Source organism: Rhodoferax ferrireducens (assembly GCF_003347515.1).
Classification (GTDB): domain Bacteria; phylum Pseudomonadota; class Gammaproteobacteria; order Burkholderiales; family Burkholderiaceae_C; genus Rhodoferax.
Window position 1 is genome coordinate 300,476 of record NZ_QEII01000324.1, and the last position, 16,777, is coordinate 317,252.

Annotated in this window: 16 protein-coding genes; all 16 read left to right on the forward strand. The window is 60.8% G+C overall.

All coding sequences use genetic code 11. The features are described 5' to 3' along the window. Positions 1 to 64 precede the first annotated feature (64 nt). The 16 genes from C5P05_RS31935 (at position 65) to ntrC (ending at position 16,763) form a co-directional block, all read left to right on the forward strand. The gene (locus C5P05_RS31935; RefSeq protein ID WP_114973892.1) at positions 65 to 1,015 is read left to right on the forward strand and encodes a LysR family transcriptional regulator; all 951 of its coding nucleotides are present in this window, start codon (positions 65 to 67) and stop codon (positions 1,013 to 1,015) included. Continuing rightward, entirely contained in the window at positions 1,012 to 2,571 is a 1,560-nt protein-coding gene (locus C5P05_RS31940) for an ABC transporter ATP-binding protein (protein WP_114973893.1), read from the forward strand. Before C5P05_RS31935 ends, C5P05_RS31940 begins: the two co-directional genes overlap by 4 nt. Beyond that, on the forward strand, positions 2,564 to 3,619 hold the full coding sequence (locus C5P05_RS31945; RefSeq protein ID WP_114973894.1) for an ABC transporter permease: 1,056 nt from the start codon (positions 2,564 to 2,566) through the stop codon (positions 3,617 to 3,619). The genes C5P05_RS31940 and C5P05_RS31945 overlap by 8 nt, the downstream gene beginning before the upstream one ends. Then, on the forward strand, positions 3,619 to 4,539 hold the full coding sequence (locus C5P05_RS31950) for an ABC transporter permease (protein WP_114973895.1): 921 nt from the start codon (positions 3,619 to 3,621) through the stop codon (positions 4,537 to 4,539). Before C5P05_RS31945 ends, C5P05_RS31950 begins: the two co-directional genes overlap by 1 nt. Positions 4,540 to 4,601: 62 nt before the next feature. Beyond that, positions 4,602 to 5,765: a BMP family ABC transporter substrate-binding protein gene (locus C5P05_RS31955; protein WP_114973896.1), complete on the forward strand. Its 1,164-nt coding sequence runs from the start codon at positions 4,602 to 4,604 to the stop codon at positions 5,763 to 5,765. Between the two features lie 184 nt (positions 5,766 to 5,949). Then, on the forward strand, positions 5,950 to 6,258 hold the full coding sequence (locus C5P05_RS31960) for a high-potential iron-sulfur protein (RefSeq protein WP_114973897.1): 309 nt from the start codon (positions 5,950 to 5,952) through the stop codon (positions 6,256 to 6,258). A gap of 130 nt (positions 6,259 to 6,388) precedes the next feature. Further along, entirely contained in the window at positions 6,389 to 7,132 is a 744-nt protein-coding gene (locus tag C5P05_RS31965; RefSeq protein WP_114973898.1) for a 16S rRNA pseudouridine(516) synthase, read from the forward strand. Positions 7,133 to 7,243: 111 nt separating this feature from the next. Then, on the forward strand, positions 7,244 to 8,194 hold the full coding sequence (locus C5P05_RS31970; protein WP_332871381.1) for a YncE family protein: 951 nt from the start codon (positions 7,244 to 7,246) through the stop codon (positions 8,192 to 8,194). A 10-nt stretch (positions 8,195 to 8,204) separates the two neighbouring features. Continuing rightward, positions 8,205 to 8,993 carry a polysaccharide deacetylase family protein gene (locus tag C5P05_RS31975; RefSeq protein ID WP_114973899.1) on the forward strand — a complete coding sequence of 263 codons (789 nt, stop codon included), beginning with the start codon at positions 8,205 to 8,207 and terminating at the stop codon, positions 8,991 to 8,993. 28 nt (positions 8,994 to 9,021) lie between these two features. Then, positions 9,022 to 9,978, forward strand: a complete 957-nt coding sequence (locus tag C5P05_RS31980) for a sterol desaturase family protein (protein WP_114973900.1) — start codon at positions 9,022 to 9,024, stop codon at positions 9,976 to 9,978. A 39-nt stretch (positions 9,979 to 10,017) separates the two neighbouring features. Then, positions 10,018 to 10,917, forward strand: a complete 900-nt coding sequence (locus C5P05_RS31985) for an EI24 domain-containing protein (RefSeq protein WP_114973901.1) — start codon at positions 10,018 to 10,020, stop codon at positions 10,915 to 10,917. Next, the gene (locus tag C5P05_RS31990; protein ID WP_232834746.1) at positions 10,883 to 11,809 is read left to right on the forward strand and encodes a competence/damage-inducible protein A; all 927 of its coding nucleotides are present in this window, start codon (positions 10,883 to 10,885) and stop codon (positions 11,807 to 11,809) included. The genes C5P05_RS31985 and C5P05_RS31990 overlap by 35 nt, the downstream gene beginning before the upstream one ends. Positions 11,810 to 12,019: 210 nt before the next feature. Next, positions 12,020 to 13,435 carry a type I glutamate--ammonia ligase gene (gene glnA / locus C5P05_RS31995; RefSeq protein ID WP_114973903.1) on the forward strand — a complete coding sequence of 472 codons (1,416 nt, stop codon included), beginning with the start codon at positions 12,020 to 12,022 and terminating at the stop codon, positions 13,433 to 13,435. A gap of 162 nt (positions 13,436 to 13,597) precedes the next feature. Continuing rightward, on the forward strand, positions 13,598 to 14,092 hold the full coding sequence (locus C5P05_RS32000; RefSeq protein ID WP_114973904.1) for a hypothetical protein: 495 nt from the start codon (positions 13,598 to 13,600) through the stop codon (positions 14,090 to 14,092). Then, positions 14,089 to 15,213 (forward strand): nitrogen regulation protein NR(II), encoded by a 1,125-nt coding sequence (gene glnL, locus C5P05_RS32005; RefSeq protein ID WP_114973905.1) that lies wholly within the window; start codon positions 14,089 to 14,091, stop codon positions 15,211 to 15,213. The genes C5P05_RS32000 and glnL overlap by 4 nt, the downstream gene beginning before the upstream one ends. A 26-nt stretch (positions 15,214 to 15,239) precedes the next feature. Beyond that, the gene (gene ntrC, locus C5P05_RS32010; RefSeq protein ID WP_114973906.1) at positions 15,240 to 16,763 is read left to right on the forward strand and encodes a nitrogen regulation protein NR(I); all 1,524 of its coding nucleotides are present in this window, start codon (positions 15,240 to 15,242) and stop codon (positions 16,761 to 16,763) included. Positions 16,764 to 16,777 lie beyond the last annotated feature (14 nt).

Consider the following 16,777-nt stretch of genomic DNA (forward strand, 5'->3'; position numbering starts at 1 on the left):
GGGTAAAACACGACAAGTGGCGCGTCCATATGGGCTAGCATATGACATCAATCCAAACACAGGTATGAGAGACCACACGCTTTTCGACAAGATCGACCTTCATCTGATCAGGGTCCTGCACACTGTGTTAACCGAGCGTAGCGTATCGAAAGCCGCCATCCGACTGGGCATGCACCAGCCGGCCGTGAGCGCGTCGCTGAAACGTTTGCGCGACTTTGCCGGCGACCCGCTTTTGGTGCGCTCGGGCGCGGGCATGGTGCCCACCGACGCGGCCCTGCGCATGGTTGAGCCGGCCGCCAGCATTCTTCGCGCTGCCGAAATGCTGTTTTCCGACGCCCGCGGCTTTGAGCCAGCGACCGCCCGCCATGCTTTTCGCGTCGCCGCCAGCGACTACCTGGACCCCTTGTTTTTGCCGCAACTGGTGGCGCAGATCAAATCCCAGGCGCCGCTGTGCCACATCGAGATTTATCCGCTGTCGGCGGCCTCCGACTACCGGGCCCAGCTGGCGCAGGGCGAAATCGATGTCGTGATCGGCAACTGGCCCACGCCGCCCGGGGATCTGCATCTGGGGCGTCTGTTCGGTGACGAGGTCGTGTGTCTGGTGGCCAAAAATCACCCGGCGGTGCGTCGCGGTTGGGACGCCGCCGCCTGGCTGGCCGCCGATCACATCGCACCCAGCGCCATGCATCCCGGTGCCAAAGGCGTCATCGACGACTACCTGGACGCGCAGGGCTTGCAGCGCAACATCACCGCCCGCTGCCCGCATTTCGGTCTGATTCCGGCGATGGTGGCATCAACTTTGCTAGTTTTGACCACGGGGCGCCAGTACTGTGAACGTTATGTTGATATTCTGCCCGTCAAGATTCTGACCTGTCCGATCGAGTTTCCCCGGATGATGTATTACCAGCTCTGGCATGAACGCACGCACACCTCGGCCTCCAGCAAATGGCTGCGCGAGCGGGTCAAGGCGGTGGCTGCCAACTTGAAAAAAAATCAGAGACCATCAGCAGCATGAGCATCCCCCGACTTCAGCTTACGGGCATTACCAAGAGCTACCCCGGCGTGGTCGCCAACAGCGACGTGACGCTGACCGTCATGCCGGGCGAAACCCATGCCGTGCTCGGTGAAAACGGCGCCGGAAAATCGACGCTGATGAAAATCATCTACGGTTCAGTCAAGCCCGATGCCGGCACGGTCATGTTCAACGGCGCCCCGGTGCACATCCGCAACCCGCAAGAGGCGAGGGCTTTGGGCATCAGCATGGTGTTCCAGCACTTCAGCCTGTTTGACACCATCACCGTGGCCGAGAACGTCTGGCTGGGCCTGAGCAAAACGCTAAGCCTGCTGGAGGTCACGCGCAGCATCACCGCCAAGGCGTCTGAATACGGGCTGGACATCGACCCCAGCCGGCCGGTGCACACCTTGAGCGTGGGCGAAATGCAACGCGTGGAAATCATCCGAGCCCTGCTGACCAATCCGCAACTGCTGATCCTGGATGAGCCGACTTCGGTGCTGACGCCGCAGGCGGTGGAGAAGCTGTTTGTGGTGCTCAAAAAGCTGGCCAGCGAAGGCTGCAGCATTTTGTACATCAGCCACAAGTTGCACGAGATTCGCGAGCTGTGCAATGCCTGCACCGTGTTGCGCGGCGGCAAAGTCACGGGCGTGTGCAATCCGGCGCAAGAGTCCAACGCCTCGCTCTCGCGCATGATGATTGGCGCCGAGCCGCCCCAGTTGACCCATCGCGCGCTTCAGGCCGGTGCGCCGGTGCTGCGCGTGCAGAACCTGCAGCTGGCGCGTGAAGACCAGTTTGGCGTCGATCTGCATGGCATCACGCTGACGGTGCATGCGGGCGAGGTGGTGGGCATTGCCGGCGTTTCGGGCAACGGCCAGAAAGAATTGCTCTACGCCCTGTCGGGCGAGGATGTGCGTGCCAGCCCGGGCTCGATCCGAATTGGCGAGGCTGACGCCTCACATTTGCACCCCGGCGGGCGGCGCAAGCTGGGCCTGCACTTCGTGCCGGAAGAGCGCCTGGGCCGGGGTGCCGTGCCGACGCTGGGGCTGGCGCACAACCTGCTGCTCACACGCAACGAGGCCATTTCCAACCCCCGCTTCGCGGGCGGCTGGGTCCGGCTGGGCCAGCTTGAAGACCAGGCGGCTCGCATCATCCAGCGCTTCAACGTGAAAGCCGGCGGCCCGCGTTCCGCGGCGCGCTCGCTGTCGGGCGGCAATTTGCAGAAATTCATCGTCGGCCGCGAGATCGATGCCAAGCCCAAACTGTTCATCGTGTCGCAACCGACCTGGGGTGTGGACGTGGGTGCGGCGGCGCAGATTCGCGGCGAGATCCTGGCCTTGCGCGATGCCGGCTGTGCCGTGCTGGTGCTCAGCGAAGAACTGGACGAGTTGTTTGAACTCAGCGACCGCTTGCATGTGATCGCGCGCGGCCGCTTGTCGCCGTCGGTGCCGATCGCGGCGGCGACGGTGGAAAAAATTGGCGAGTGGATGAGTGGGCTCTGGCATGAGGATGTGCAGGCGCATCTGGCTGGCATGGCGAATGAGGTGGACCATGCTTAAGCTCGAAGCGCGACCCCAAGCTTCTTCGCTGTGGAGCTATGGTTCGCCGCTGCTGGCCTTGCTGATGACTGTGCTGATTGGCGTGGCGCTGTTCATGGCCTTGGGCAAAGACCCGGTGAGTGGCCTGCGGGTGTTTTTCTGGGAACCGATCCGCAGCGGCTATGCCCTGGGCGAGTTGACCGTCAAAGCCACGCCGCTGCTGCTGATCGCGCTGGGCCTGGCCGTGTGCTTTCGCTCCAACGTCTGGAATATTGGCGCGGAAGGGCAGTATGTGCTGGGCGCGATTGCGGCCAGTGGTGTGGCGATGCTGGCGGACAAGTCGACCGGTGGCTGGATCGTGATTCCCATCATGCTGGCGGGCGTGCTGGGCGGCATGTTCTGGGCCAGCATCACCGCCTGGTTGCGCGACCGCTTCAATGCCAACGAGATTCTGGTCAGCCTGATGCTGGTCTATGTGGCGGTGCAAGTGCTCAGCTACATGGTGTCCGGCCCCTGGAAAGACCCGCAGGGCTACAACTTTCCGCAGACCAAGACCTTCGATCTGGTCACGCGCATCCCGCGTTTGTTCCAGGGTTCGCGCGTCAGCATTGGCGTGTTTCTGGCCTTGCTGGGCGTCCTCGGCACCTGGGTGTTTTTGTTTCGCACCCGCGCCGGCTTTGCGCAGCAGGTCGGTGGCCTGGCCCCGGCTGCGGCGCGCTATGCCGGCTTCTCGTCACGGCGCGCCTTGTGGGTGGCTTTGCTGGTGTCGGGCGGCATGGCCGGTCTGGCCGGCGCGCTGGAAGTGGCGGGACCGATTGGCCAGCTCACGCCCTATGTGCCGGCCGGCTATGGCTTTGCCGCCATCATCGTCGCCTTTGTCGGGCGACTGCATCCGGTGGGCATGGTGTTTTCGGCCCTTTTGATGAGCATGTTTTATATCGGCGGCGAGTTGGCGCAGTCGCGCCTGGGCTTGCCCAAGTCCTTGACGGGGGTGTTTCAGGGGCTGTTGCTGTTCAGCCTGCTGGCCTGTGACACGCTGGTGAATTACCGCTTGAGGTGGAAAAAATAATGGACTCCTACGCACTCCTCATCGCCGCCGCGCTCAATGCCGGCACGGTTCTGGCTCTGGCCTCGCTCGGGCTGTTGATCAACGAGAAGGCGGGCATCGTCAACCTGGGCGCCGAGGGCATGATGCTGTGCGCCGCGATTGCCGGTTTCGCCGCCGTCGTCCACACGGGCAGCGACTTGGCCGGGTTCGCCGCTGGCGTGGGGGCAGGGGCCTTGCTGGCTCTGATTTTTGGCGGACTGGTGATCTGGCTCAACACCAATCAGTACGCCACCGGCCTGGCCGTGAGCCTGTTCGGCGCCGGCTTTTCGGCCTTCGCCGGCATTGCCTACGTGCAGGAAAAAATCCCGGAACGCGCCCACTTCTCCCTCCCTTTCCTGTCGGACATTCCGCTGGTCGGACCGGCTCTCTTCCGGCATCACCCGCTGGTGTACCTGACGGTTTTGCTGACCGGGGGCCTGATCTGGTTCCTGTACCGCACACGCGCCGGACTGGTCTTGCGCAGCGTGGGCGAGAACCCTGAATCAGCCCACGCGCTGGGCTATCCGGTGCGCCGCATCCGCTTGATGGCCGTGGTGGCCGGGGGCGCTTTGTGCGGCCTGGCGGGTGCCTACATTTCCATTGTCTACACGCCGCTGTGGGTGGAGGGCATGGTGGCGGGCAAGGGCTGGATCGCCCTGGCGCTGACCACGTTTGCCACCTGGCGCCCGGCCCGCGTGTTGCTGGGCGCTTATCTGTTCGGTGGCGTGACCATGCTGCAGTTCCATTTGCAGGGGATTGGCGTGGAAGTGCCCAGCCAGTTTTTGACCATGCTGCCCTACCTGTCGACCATTGTTGTGCTGGCGCTGATTTCGCGCAACCCGCAGTGGATTCGCATCAATATGCCGACCTCGATTGGCAAGCCTTTTTATCCCGGTTCCTGATTTCTCCAGTTCATAATTGAACTTTTTTAACCTGTCGCAACCCCCTCCAAGAAGGATTTGACATGACCGATCTGCAAAAACGCGCGCTACTGAAATTCGCAGCACTCTCCGCCGTGGCCTCCGCCGCGCTGGTAGGCTGTGGCAAGAAGGAAGAGCCCGCTCCCGCCCCGGCACCTGCACCGGTGGCCTCAGCACCAGCCCCGGCGCCCAAGCCAGAGCCTCTGAAGATCGCCTTTGCCTACGTCGGCCCGGTGGGCGACGGCGGCTGGACTTTTGCGCACGACAACGGTCGCAAGGCGCTGGAAAAAGAATTCGGCGACAAGATCGCGACCTCGTTCGTCGAGAACGTGCCTGAGTCGGCCGACGCAGAGCGCGTGCTGCGCGACATGGTTGGTCAAGGCAACAAGCTGATTTTCGGCACCACCTTCGGCTACATGGAGCCCATGCTCAAGGTTGCCGCGGACAGCAAGGACGTGAAGTTCGAGCATGCCACCGGCTACAAGCAGGCCGAGAACATGCGCACCTATGACAGCCGCACCTACGAAGGCGCCTATATGGCGGGCGTGATCGCCGGCAAGATGACCAAGTCCAACACCCTGGGCGTTGTGGCCTCGGTGCCAATTCCCGAAGTGATCCGCAACATCAACAGCTTCACCCTGGGTGCGCAGTCCAGCAATCCCAAGGTCAAGACCAAGGTGGTGTGGGTTAACGAATGGTTCAACCCACCAAAAGAAACCGAAGCCGCCACCTCGCTGATCAACGGTGGCGCCGACGTGTTGTTCCAGAACACCGATTCACCCGCCGTGCTCAAGACCGCCGAGGCCAAAGGCAAGCGCGCCTTCGGCTGGGATTCCGACATGACAGCCTATGGCCCCAAAGCGCATCTGGCATCTGCCGTGATCAACTGGGGCCCGTACTACATCAAGGCCACGCAGGAAGCGCTGGAGGGCAAGTGGGCCGGCGGCACGGGCGCCTGGTGGGGCGTGAAGGAAGGCGCGATCGACATCGTGTCCATCGCGGAAGACGTGCCGGCCGAGACCAAGGCGAAAGTGGACGAGGTCAAGAAAGGCCTGGCCGACGGCAGCTTCGCCATCTGGAAGGGGCCGATTCTTGATAACACCGGCAAAGTCCAGATCGCCAAGGATACCGTGGCCGATGACAAGTTTCTGGGTGGCTTGAACTTCTTCGTCAAGGGCGTCGAAGGCAAGGTACCGGGCAGCAAGTAAGCTGTTGCAAGGTGTCAAAAAAGCCGCCACGGGCGGCTTTTTTGCGGGCCCAGCATCTGACTGGTTTAGCTGGGTATAGGTGTAAGTTTCATATAAGCAAATGCGGATGTATGACAATGGTGGCCGACACTAACTGCACCGAGTCGTGCGGCGTGCCTGTTATTAACTACTCTGGAAAAATACCATGACCGATCGTCGCGAATTTATTGCTCAAGTCTGCGTTGGCTGCACCACCCTGTTGGCAGGCAATGCCATGGCCGCCGATGCGCCCATGCTTGCCGAAACCGATGCCCAAGCCAAAGCGCTGGGCTATGTGGCGGATGCCACCAAGGCTGACAAAGTCAAGTTCCCCAAGTTCGCAGCGGGCCAGACCTGCACCAATTGCGCACTGTACCAAGGCAAGGCGGGCGCTGCCAGCGGCCCCTGTCCTCTGTTTGCCGGCAAGCAAGTCACGGCCAAAGGCTGGTGCAGCGCTTACGCCAAGAAGGCCTGAATTTGGCCCGTTCAAAGGGCTGGCGGAACCAACAACCACTTTGAACAGATCAGGCACCGCGATGGTGCCTTTTTTTCGGCCTGCGGTGTCCGCCGGAAGGCGCCAGACTCGGCTTTGCGATACTCAGGGCATGCAGTTACAAGACATTCTTTATTCCCAGGGTTTCGGTACCCGTCGCGTGTGTGCCGGCCTGATTCAACAGGGTTTGGTTCAGGTTTATGAGTCAAATGAGGCTCTAGCCCCCGTCCCCTGTGCGCAGTCTGCTACTGATTTTGTAGCGGAAGGCTTTCGCTTCCGGGTCCAGGGGGTTGACTGGCCCTACCATGAAAAAGCCTATGTGATGCTGAACAAGCCCACCGCCACGGAGTGTTCGCAAAAGCCCTCGACCCACCCCAGTATTTACACTTTGTTGCCGTCGCCGCTGCGCTTGCGGCCGCAAAAGGGCGCGGTGCAGGGCGTGCAGGCGGTCGGGCGGCTGGACCAGGACACCACCGGTTTGTTGCTGTTGACCGATGACGGCAAGTTCATTCACCGCATGAGTTCGCCGCGCCACCATGTGCCCAAGGTGTACGAGGTGACCGTCAAACATCCATTGGACGAGATCCAGGTAGCGAAGCTGCTGGCCGGCGTGGTGCTGGACGACGACCCCAAACCGGTGCGAGCGGCGGCGTGCGAGGCGGTGTCAACCCATCATCTGCGTCTGACGTTGACGGAAGGCAAGTACCACCAGGTCAAGCGCATGGTGGCCGCAGTCAGCAACCGGGTGGAGGCCTTGCACCGCTCGCAGATCGGCGGCTTGCGCTTGCCTGATGATCTGGCCCCCGGCCAGTGGCGCTGGTTGAGCCAAGCGGATCTGGCCCGCATTTCCGGCTAAGGTGCACGGCCCGCCACCAAGGCGTTTGGCGCCCGTTACACTCGATGCTTCACTGAAAGAGTAATTGTTGTGACATTTTTTAACAGGTTTTCCACCCGTTTTTCTGCCGCCCTGGCACTGTCTTTAGCCGCTCTGGCCACCCATGCAGCCCCGCCCAATCCGATATTTGTGATGAATTCGCTGGACGCCAGCGTGAGCGTGGTGGACCCTGTGGGCTGGACCGAAATCAAGCGTATTCCCGCCGGCAAAGAGCCGCACCACCTCTACCTCACGCCGGATGAAAAATCGCTGGTCATTGCCAATGCGTTGAGTGATTCACTGATGTTTGTGGACCCGAAAACGGCCGAGGTGCAGCGTACCGTGCGCGGCATTCTTGATCCTTACCAGTTGCGCTTTTCGCCCGACATGAAATGGTTTGTCACCGCAGCCAATCGGCTCAACCATGTGGACATTTACCACTGGGATGGCGCCAATCTGACGCTGGCCAAACGCATCGCCACCGGCAAGACGCCCAGCCACCTCTGGATTGACAGCAAGAGCAGCACGGTGTATTCGACCATGCAGGACAGCGACGAGTTGGTGGCTATTGATCTCGCCAGCCAGACCCTGAAATGGCGCAGCAAGACCGGCTCCCTGCCGGCCGATGTGTTTGGCACGCCCGATGACAAACACTTGCTGGTTGGCTTGACCGGCGGTGACGGCATCGAGGTGTATGACGTCAGCGGGCGTGAACCGCGCCTGGTCACCACCCTTAAAACCGGCAAGGGCGCGCATTCTTTTCGCGCTGTCGGTGACAAGCGCCACGTTTTTGTCAGTAACCGGGTGGCCAACACTATCAGCAAGATCGACTACCAGAGCATGACGGTGGTGGAGGGCTATCCCGCGCCCAGTGGGCCGGATGACATGGACCTGTCTGCAGACGGTCATTTCATCTATGTCGCTTCGCGTTGGGCCAGGAAGCTGACCGTGATTGATACCAAAACACGGCAGGTGGTGCGCCAGATCAATGTTGGCAAATCCCCCCACGGTGTCTGGACGCTGGATCATGCCGCCCGTCAATAGGCCATCGTTCATGTTTCGCGTTGCTATTGTTTCAATAGCTTTATGCGCTTATTCTGCTGGGGCTGTCGCCCAAAAAGCATGTGAAAACCCACTCTACCTGACCTTTGACACCGGGCACATGGATATCGCGCCCCTGGTGGCGGAGGTGCTCAAGCGGCAAAACGTCAAGGTCACTTTTTTTGCCGCCAATGAGCGCACCAAGGTCGGTGATGGCAGTCTGGGCAATCATTGGGCGCCCTGGTGGAAGGCGCGGGCGGCCGAAGGCCATGAATTTGCTTCCCATACCTACGACCATGTGTACTGGCGTGGCGACCTGCCTGGCGTTGAACCCAAGTTTCGCATGCAGCCCACGGCAGGAGCTTTCGAAGGACGCGAGTTCACCTGGGACGCCAAAAAATATTGTGAGGAGATTGCCCATGCAAGCGAGCGCCTGCAGGACTTCACTGACAAAAAGCCTTTGCCCCTGTTTCGTGCACCGGGTGGCAAGACGTCGCCCCGACTGCTGGCGGTGGCCAGGTCGTGCGGGTTTGAGCACGTCGGCTGGTCCGCTGCCGGGTTTCTGGGCGACGAGTTGCCCAGCGAGAAGTTCAGCAACGAGGCCTTGCTGAAGAAGGCACTGCGCAGCATCAAGCGCGGCGACATCCTGATGGCCCACCTGGGTATCTGGTCGCGCAAAGACCCGTGGGCACCCACGGTGCTGGAGCCGCTTATCATGGGCCTGAAAGACAAGGGCTTTTGCTTTGCCACCCTGCGCGAGCACCCAGCCTACCGGGCACAGGTGCTGGCGGCGCGCCCCTGATCACAACAAGCTCAGAGTTCATTCGTTGATGGATTTCTTTTCCAACACCTTCTCAAGCGCCCAGGAGTGGCTGTTTGAGTCCCTGGTCCAGCCGCTGATGTTCGCATCGGGCCTGGGCAATCTGCTGGTCGACGGCTACAGTGCCACCGGCTGGCTGCTGGTCGGCTTGATACAGATCGCCGTCCTGGCGGCCATCATTGGACCGCTGCAGCGCTGGCGCCCGGTGGAGCCCGTGACGGACCCGGCAGCGGTTCGCACCGACATGCTGTACACAGTCATTCACCGACTCGGACTGTTTCGCCTGATCATGTTTTTTACACTTGATCCCTGGTTTGATGAATTGTTTGGTGCCTTGCGGGTCGCCGGACTGAGCACCTTTCATCTGGATGCCTGGTGGCCCGGCGTGAGCGATAAGGCCTGGGTCAGTCTGTTGATCTATCTGGTGGCGTTTGACGCCGTGAACTACTGGATTCACCGTGGCCAGCACCAGTTTCATTGGTGGTGGCGGCTGCACTCCCTGCACCACGCGCAGCGCCAGATGACGATGTGGAGCGACAACCGCGGTCATCTCCTGGATGACGTGATTCGGGACTTCCTTGTGGTCGTGGCGGCTCAACTCATTGGCGTGGCACCGAGCCAGTTTGTGGCCATCGTGGCGTTTACCCAGCTCAGCGAAAGTTTTCAGCACGCCAATGTGCGTGTCTGGTTCGGCCACTGGGGTGAACGTTTGTGGATCAGCCCGCGCTTTCACCGGCTGCACCACAGCGTGGGCATCGGGCACGAATCGACGGGCAAACACACATTGGGTGGTCGCAACTTTGGCGTGCTGCTGCCGTGGTGGGACATGCTGTTTGGTTCCGCCAATTTCGAGCTGCGTTTTGACCCGACCGGCGTGCGCGATCAGCTGGAGCAGGGGCGCGATTACGGACGCGGCTTTTGGGCCCATCAGTGGCTCGGGCTCAAACGCCTGGCCGGCCGCGCCTGATCCATTCAGCGTTCGGGTGGATCGGGTTATGCTCGTTCCATGAACCTGTTTCTCGATTCCTTCTGGCGCGCGGCGACGTACTGCCTGCGTCCGCGTGTGATCGCCCTGTCGTTTTTGCCACTGGTGCTGATGGTGGCCTTGATGCTGGGTTTGGGTTATTTTTATTGGGAAAATGCACTGGACTGGGTGCGGGTGACGCTGGAGGCCTCCTCGTTCATCAACAAGCTGTGGGCCTGGCTGGAGAGCGTGGGCGCGGGGGGCCTCAAGATGGTGCTGGCGCCGCTGATCGTGATTTTTGCGGTCACGCCTGTTATTGTGGTGTTGTCGCTGCTGACGGTGGCCGTTCTGATGACGCCCGCCTTGACGCTGCTGGTGGCCGAACGGCGATTTTCCGAGCTGGAGCGCAAACGCGGCGGCTCCCTCGTATTCAGCCTGCTGTGGTCCTTGGGCTCAACCCTGCTGGCCCTGATTGCGCTGATTGTTTCCATCCCCCTGTGGCTGGTGCCGCCTTTGATTCTGGTACTGCCGCCGCTGATCTGGGGCTGGCTCACCTACCGCGTCATGGCGTTTGATGCCCTGGCCGAGCATGCCAGCGCAGAGGAGCGGCGTGAGATTTTTCGCCGGCATCGGGGCTGGTTGTTGGGTATTGGCGTCTTTTGCGGCTACCTGGGGGCGGCGCCCAGTCTGATATGGGCCTCGGGCGCCCTGTTGGCTGCGGCGTTTGTGATTCTGGTGCCGCTGGCGATCTGGATCTATACGCTGGTGTTTGCGTTTTCTTCCCTGTGGTTTGCGCACTACTGCCTGTCTGCATTGCGCGCCTTGCGCGCCGAGGCCGTGCTCGCAGCCGGCCCCGTCGTCGTGCCTGCGCCTGCCGTGATCGATGTGGAGGCGGTACCATTGCCGGATGACTCATCTCCCAGCTCCAACACCACCCGCTAGCGTGGTGCCCAGTATCGGCCTGATCATCATCGGGGACGAAATCCTGTCCGGCAAACGTGAGGACAAGCACTTGCCCAAGGTCATCGAGTTACTCAAGGCACGTGGCCTGCAGCTTGACTATGCCGACTATGTGGGCGACTCGCCCGAACGGATCACCGCCACCCTGAAGTGCGCTTTTGCCTCCGGCGACGTGGTGTTCTCCTGCGGGGGCATTGGCGCCACGCCGGATGACCACACCCGGCAATGTGCCGCCCGGGCGCTGGGTGTCGACCTGGAACTGCATCCGCAGGCCGAAGCCCTGATCCGTGAACGCATGCAAGATGTCGCCAAAGAGCAAGGCACGGTGTATGAGGCGGATCGGCCTGACAATATTCACCGGCTGAACATGGGTATGTTTCCGGTTGGGGCGCAGATCATTCCCAACCCTTTCAACAAGATTCCCGGTTTTTTCTGCACGGGGGGCGGGCAATTTGCCGCCGGGCCGCCCCAAGGGAAATTAGCCCCCTCGGGGGGCAGCGACCCACACGCAGTGGGGGAGTGTGGGGGCGTATATTTCGTGCCGGGGTTTCCGGTCATGGCTTGGCCGATGATCGAATGGGTGCTCGACACGCGTTACCGGCACCTGCACCAAAGTGCTGCTTGGATCGAGAAGTCCGTTATTGTGATGGGGTCCATGGAAGCCATGCTGACGCCGCTGATGGAAGAGATCGAGCGGGTCTACCCAGGTGTCAAGGTGTTCAGCCTGCCCAGCGTGGATCATCCGCGGTATGGTCGCCACATCGAACTCGGCGTCAAAGGCGAGCCTGCGCTGATCGGGCAGGCGTATCCAGCGCTTCTATCTGGCTTGCGAAATCTGAAAGTCACACTTGGCCCCGAATTGGTGCAAAAATAAGCAAATCGAAGGGTGTGCAAAATTCGAATGCACCGCAATGGTGCTCTAATTCTTCTGCCCTAGGTCATGTTCCTTTCCGGCCCTTCAAAACTGGCTCAAACTCAGGGCAAAATACAAGGCTAGGCAGATTTGTCCGGCCTCAGGTCTTGGCACAAAAACTGCGTTCGCTGGTAGGTAACTTTTTCAACAACGATCCAATAGGAGTATTTGATGGCCAAGACCGTCGCAGACGTCATGAAGATGGTGAAAGAAAACGAAGTCAAGTTTGTTGACTTTCGTTTCACCGATACCCGTGGCAAAGAGCAGCATGTCACCGTGCCTGTTTCCCATTTTGATGAAGACAAATTCACCTCGGGCCATGCGTTTGACGGTTCGTCCGTCGCCGGTTGGAAAGGCATTGAAGCCTCCGACATGCAGCTGATGCCTGACCCGAATACGGCCAATATCGACCCGTTTTTTGAAGAAACCACGATGTTCCTGAGCTGCGACGTGGTCGAGCCCAGCGACGGCAAGGCCTACGACCGCGATCCACGCTCCATCGCCAAGCGCGCTGAAGCCTACCTCAAGGCCTCCGGCATCGGCGATACCGCCTACTTCGGTCCTGAGCCGGAATTCTTCATTTTTGACGACGTGCGCTGGAACACCGACATGTCGGGCACCTTCTTCAAGATCGATGAATACGAAGCGCCCTGGAACTCCGGCAAGAAAATCGAAGGCGGCAATCGCGGCCATCGTCCTACGGTCAAGGGCGGCTACTTCCCCGTGCCACCCGTGGACAGCACGCAAGACATGCGTGCTGAAATGTCCCTGATTCTCGAATCGCTGGGCATTCCGGTCGAAGTGTTCCACCATGAAGTGGCAGGCGCCGGCCAGAATGAAATCGGCACCCGCTTCAGCACCCTGGTGCAGCGCGCCGACTGGACGCAGATTCTCAAGTATGTGGTGCAAAACGTGGCCAATGCCTACGGCAAAACCGCCACCTTCATGCCCAAGCCCATCGTCGGTGACAACGGCTCCGGTATGCACGTGCACCAGTCAATCTGGAAAGACGGCAAGAACCTGTTTGCCGGCGACGGCTATGCCGGTCTGTCGGACTTCGCGCTGTACTACGTCGGTGGCATCATCAAGCACGCCCGTGCCTTGAACGCCATCACCAACCCGGGTACCAACAGCTACAAGCGTCTGGTGCCTGGCTACGAAGCCCCGGTGAAGCTGGCCTACTCGGCCAAAAATCGCTCGGCCTCGATCCGCATTCCGTATGTGGCCAACCCCAAGGGTCGCCGCATTGAAGCGCGTTTCCCTGATCCACTGATGAATCCTTACCTGGGTTTTGCGGCCTTGATGATGGCTGGCCTGGACGGCGTGGAAAACAAGATCCACCCCGGCGAAGCCGCGACCAAGGATCTGTACCATCTGCCGCCCGAGGAAGATGCCAAAGTGCCAACCGTGTGCCACAGCCTGGACCAGGCGCTGGATTGCCTGAACGCGGATCGCGGCTTCCTGACCAAGGGTGGCGTGTTCACCGACAGCATGCTGGATGCCTACATTGAGCTCAAGATGGGCGAAGTGACGCGCTTGCGCATGGCGACACACCCGATTGAGTTCGATATGTACTATTCGCTGTAAAAAGCGAGGCACCGCCTGTATTCCATTGCAGTTTGTGCCATAAAAAGGACGGCGAAAGCCGTCCTTTTTTTGTTTTCAGAATCTTGAAATTTTTTTATCGCGCATGCAACTAGCGCATACTGCCAAGCTTATCCATGCACTTCTTTGACGCGTGGAAAACGTATGAAATATGCTTTATTGATTCCCTTGTTGGCTAGCTTTTTCGCCGCCAACAGTTATTCCCAGGAACGGATTTACCGTTGCGGCAATGAGTACACCAATACGGTGCCCAGTGGCAAGACGCACGGTTGCAAGCTCATGGAGGGCGGCAATGTGACCGTGGTGCAGGGCACCCGTCCAGCCGCTTCGGCATCGCCACGCCCGGCGGCAACATCTTCGGGCGGCCAGCGCGTGGACGCCGCTGAGCAGAAGGCGCGCGACTCGGATACCCGCCAGATTCTGGAAGCCGAGCTGAAGAAGGCCGAGGCCCGCCAGGTCGAGTTGCTCAAGGAATACAACAACGGCGAGCCGGACAAAATCGGTGGCGAGGCGCGCAATCACCAGAAGTACCTGGACCGCGTGGCTGAGCTCAAGGCCAGCCTGGCCCGCAATGAAAGCGATATCGCCGGCATCCGCCGTGAACTCGGGCGCGTTCCGGCCGCCGCTGCGGCAAAATAGGCGGCTTGAAGAAACCTACACCCCCCTCTAACGCGTCGTCCGCCGCGCCCACACCTCGTGCCGCTTCGGCGGCCGTGCGATTTCACTCGTTTGATCTGCTGGCCACGCTGGTCGCGGTGGTGCACGGCAATGGCGCCGTCCTGTTTGCCAATGCCGCGCTGGAAGATGCCTTGGGCATCTCGCGGCGGGCCATTGTGGGGTCTCACTTCCCCGATAACTTTACCGAGCCATCCCATCTGCAAAATGCATTGCAGGGCGCGGGCGGCAATGAGTTTGCGGCCCTGCGCTACGACGCCTGGCTGAAGCGACTGAACCACGACCCGCTGCCCGTGCACGTGATCGTGACGCAGACCGAAAAGGCGGACGAAATCATTGTGGAGTTGCTGCCGCTGGAGCAGCAGGCCCGGCAAGACCGTGAAGAACGCCTGTCGGAGCAGGCCCAAGCCAACAAGGAGCTGATCCGCAATCTGGCGCACGAGATCAAGAACCCGCTGGGGGGCATCCGCGGCGCCGCTCAGCTTCTGGAGATGGAGATGGAGTCCCGCGAACTCATCGAGTACACGCAGGTCATCATCCACGAGGCGGATCGTTTGCAGACGCTGGTGGATCGGCTGCTGGCGCCGCACCGGCGACCGCATCTGGTGGGCGACGTCAACATTCACGAGGTCTGCGAGCGGGTGCGATCGTTGATCCTGGCCGAGTTTCCCAAGGGCCTCAAAGTGGTGCGCGACTATGACACCTCAATCCCGGAGTTTCGTGGTGACCGCGAACAGCTGATCCAGACCGTGCTCAACATCGCACACAACGCCTGCCAAGCCCTGGTGGAACAGATTGCGGAAGGGGACGCGTGCCTGACTTTTTACACCCGGATTGCGCGGCAGACCACATTTGGCAAACAGCGCTACCGGTTGGCACTGGAATTGCATGTCATTGACAACGGGCCTGGTGTACCAGACTCGATCAAAGACCGCATTTTCTATCCGCTGGTGTCTGGGCGCGAAGGAGGTTCGGGGTTGGGGCTGACATTGGCGCAAACCTTTGTGCAACAGCATCACGGCTTGATCGAGTGCGACAGTGTGCCGGGCCGCACGGATTTCAAAATATTGATTCCGCTCCCATAACCATTGACCTGAGGTGACCCCAATATATGAAGCCGATTTGGATCGTAGATGATGACCAGTCCATCCGCTTCGTACTGGAAAAGGCGCTGTTGCGTGAGAACCTGCCGACGCGCAGCTTTACCAATCCACGCGATGTCCTGATCGCGCTGGAAGCCGCCAACGACGACAACGGGCCCCAGGTGCTGGTCAGCGATATTCGCATGCCGGGCGGTTCGGGCCTGGACCTGCTTGAGAAGGTCAAAGCCAAATACCCCGGTCTGCCGGTCATCATCATGACCGCCTATTCCGACCTGGACAGCGCGGTGTCGGCCTTTCAGGGCGGCGCGTTTGAGTACTTGCCCAAACCCTTTGACTTGCCCAAGGCGGTCGAACTGATTCGCCGGGCGGTGGAGGAAAGTCAGCGCGAGGAGGTGGCCGAGGAACGCATGGCCGACACGCCGGAGATGCTGGGCCAGGCCCCCGCCATGCAGGACGTTTTCCGTGCCATAGGTCGCCTGAGCCAGAGCAACGTCACGGTCATGATCACGGGCGAGTCCGGTTCGGGCAAAGAGCTGGTGGCGCGGGCCCTGCACAAGCATTCGCCACGCGCCAATGGCCCCTTTGTCGCGATCAACACCGCCGCCATTCCAAAGGATTTGCTCGAATCCGAGTTGTTCGGACACGAGCGCGGCGCCTTCACGGGCGCGCAGACCATGCGCCGTGGCCGCTTTGAGCAGGCCGATGGCGGCACCTTGTTTCTGGACGAAATCGGCGACATGCCGTTTGACCTGCAAACCCGGCTTTTACGGGTGCTGAGCGACGGCCATTTCTACCGGGTCGGCGGCCACGGCGCCGTCAAAACCAATGTGCGCGTGATTGCCGCCACGCACCAGAATCTGGAGCAGCGCGTCAAGGACGGCGCATTCCGCGAGGATTTGTTCCACCGGCTCAACGTCATCCGCCTGCGTTTGCCGGCGCTGCGCGAGCGCAAGGAGGATGTGCCCATGCTGACGCGTCACTTTCTGCAGCAAAGTGCCGCCCAGCTCGGGGTGGATCCCAAACGGATTTCCGATGCTGCCCTGGTGTGGCTGAGCAACTTCAGCTTTCCCGGCAATGTGCGCCAGCTGGAAAATATCTGTCACTGGGTGACCGTGATGGCGCCCGCGCAACTGATCGAGCCCAAGGATTTGCCACCCGAGGTGGGGGTTACAACGGGTGGTTTGAGCGAGGTACCCAGCTCTTTGTCGATGGGCGCCAGCGCCCTGGACCCCACCGTGGAACACCTGCCCTATGTTGCCTCCACTGCCTTGCCGCAGGCCAGCGCCATAGTTGTGGCGCCCCAGGCGCACTCCAGCGCGGGCGACTGGGAGCTGGGTCTGGAGGCCGACGCCATTGCCTTGCTGGCGAGCGGGCGGCACGATGTGTGGGACGAGTTGACGCGCCGGTTTGAATCCCGGCTGATTCTGGCCGCCCTGGCCGCCACGCGCGGTCGGCGCATTGAGGCGGCGCAAAAACTCGGTATTGGCCGCAACACCATCACCCGCAAGATTCAGGAACTTGGTTTAGAGTAAATAGGGCTCTGACC